Genomic DNA, 1518 nt, shown 5'->3' with positions numbered 1-1518 from the left:
GCCTCATCCCCGCCTACCCCGCCGCCGAGCGCGCCGTGCGCGCCCTGGCCGATGTCGTGCAGTACGGCCAGTGGCGCCGGGACGCCGCCGAGCCCGGCAGGGTGCCCGAGTTCGAGGACATCGACGAGAAGGGCGCAGCCGCCCTGATCGACGGCCTGCTCACGCGCGGGCAGGGCCTCACCCTCGGCATCGAGGAGACCTGCGAGCTGCTCGCCAAGTACGGCATCCGGGCCCACCGTGCCCTGCCCGCCGCCACCGCCGACGCCGCGGCCCGGGCCGCCGCCACCCTCGGCTACCCGGTCGCCCTCAAGGCCACCGCCCCGCACCTGCGCCACCGCGCCGACCTCGGCGGCGTACGCCTCGACCTCGCGGACGAGGAGCAGCTGCGGCGGTCGTACGCCGAGCTGACCGAGCTGTTCGGTCCGCCCGACGAACTGCGTCCCGTGGTGCAGGGAATGGCACCGCGCGGGGTGGACACCGTGATCAGGGCCGTCATCGACCCCGCCGCCGGCGCCGTGCTGTCCTTCGGGCTGGCCGGGGCCGCCTCGCAGCTGCTCGGCGACACCGCGCACCGGCTGATTCCGGTCACCGACCGGGAGGCGACGAGCCTGGTCCGCTCGATCCGGACGGCTCCGCTCCTGTTCGGCTGGCGCGGTTCCACCCCGGTCGACACACCCGCGCTGGAGGAGCTGCTGCTGCGGGTGTCCCGGCTGGTCGACGACCATCCCGAGGTGGTCGCGGTCACCCTGGAGCCGGTCGTCGTCGCCCCGCGCGGCCTCAGCGTCCTCGGCGCCTCCGTGCGGCTCGCGCCGCCGCCCGCCCGTGACGACCTCGGGCCCCGGACGCTCCCCGCGTACTGAGCGGCGGCGATCGGTGCCTCGCAGTCAGCGCGCCCCCGTAGGATGGACGTCATGGCCAAGACCAGTACGACGACCCAGGGGCTGCGTGCGGCGATCGAGCGCAGCGGCTACTACCCGGCCCTCGTGGCCGAGGCGGTGGAGGCCGCCGTGGGCGGCGAGCCCATCCGGTCGTACCTGGTCCACCAGGAGACGACGTTCGACCAGAACGAGGTGCGGCGCCATGTGACCGTGCTCGTCCTCACCGGCAACCGCTTCATCGTGAGCCACACCGACGAACAGGCCGCCGACAGCACCTCCCCGACGCCGTACGCCACCACCTCCACGGAGTCCGTGAAGCTCGGCCGGATCTCGTCGGTCGTGGTCAGCCGGGTCGTCGCCAACCCGGAGCAGTACCAGCCGGGCACCCTGCCCCGCGAGGTCGTGCTGACCATCGGCTGGGGCGCCGTCTCCCGCATCGACCTGGAGCCCGCCGCCTGCGGCGACCCCAACTGCGAGGCGGACCACGGCTACACCGGAAGCTCCACGGCGGACGACCTCAGCCTGCGCGTCAGCGAGGCGGGGGACGGCCCGGACACCGTGCGCCAGGCACTCGTCTTCGCCCAGGCGATCTCCGAGGCGACCGCGGACGTCACCAGCTGATGGCCCACCCGTCTCCCCC

The 1518-nt window shown here is 74.4% G+C and carries 2 protein-coding genes; both read left to right on the top strand.

Features of this window, described 5'->3' with window-relative positions; all coding sequences use genetic code 11:
* A partial coding sequence (locus EHS43_RS44370; RefSeq protein WP_185806675.1) for an acetate--CoA ligase family protein occupies window positions 1-860 on the top strand: 860 nt, incomplete at its 5' end.
* A 42-nt stretch (window positions 861-902) separates the two neighbouring features.
* Window positions 903-1499: a DUF5998 family protein gene (locus EHS43_RS44365; RefSeq protein ID WP_185806674.1), complete on the top strand. Its 597-nt coding sequence runs from the start codon at window positions 903-905 to the stop codon at window positions 1497-1499.
* Window positions 1500-1518: the final 19 nt, after the last annotated feature.

The sequence above is a fragment of the Streptomyces sp. RP5T genome (genome assembly GCF_003933965.1).
GTDB lineage: Bacteria > Actinomycetota > Actinomycetes > Streptomycetales > Streptomycetaceae > Streptomyces.
The sequence above is the reverse complement of the archived record's forward strand: the minus strand, read 5'-3'. Positions and strand labels throughout refer to the sequence as shown.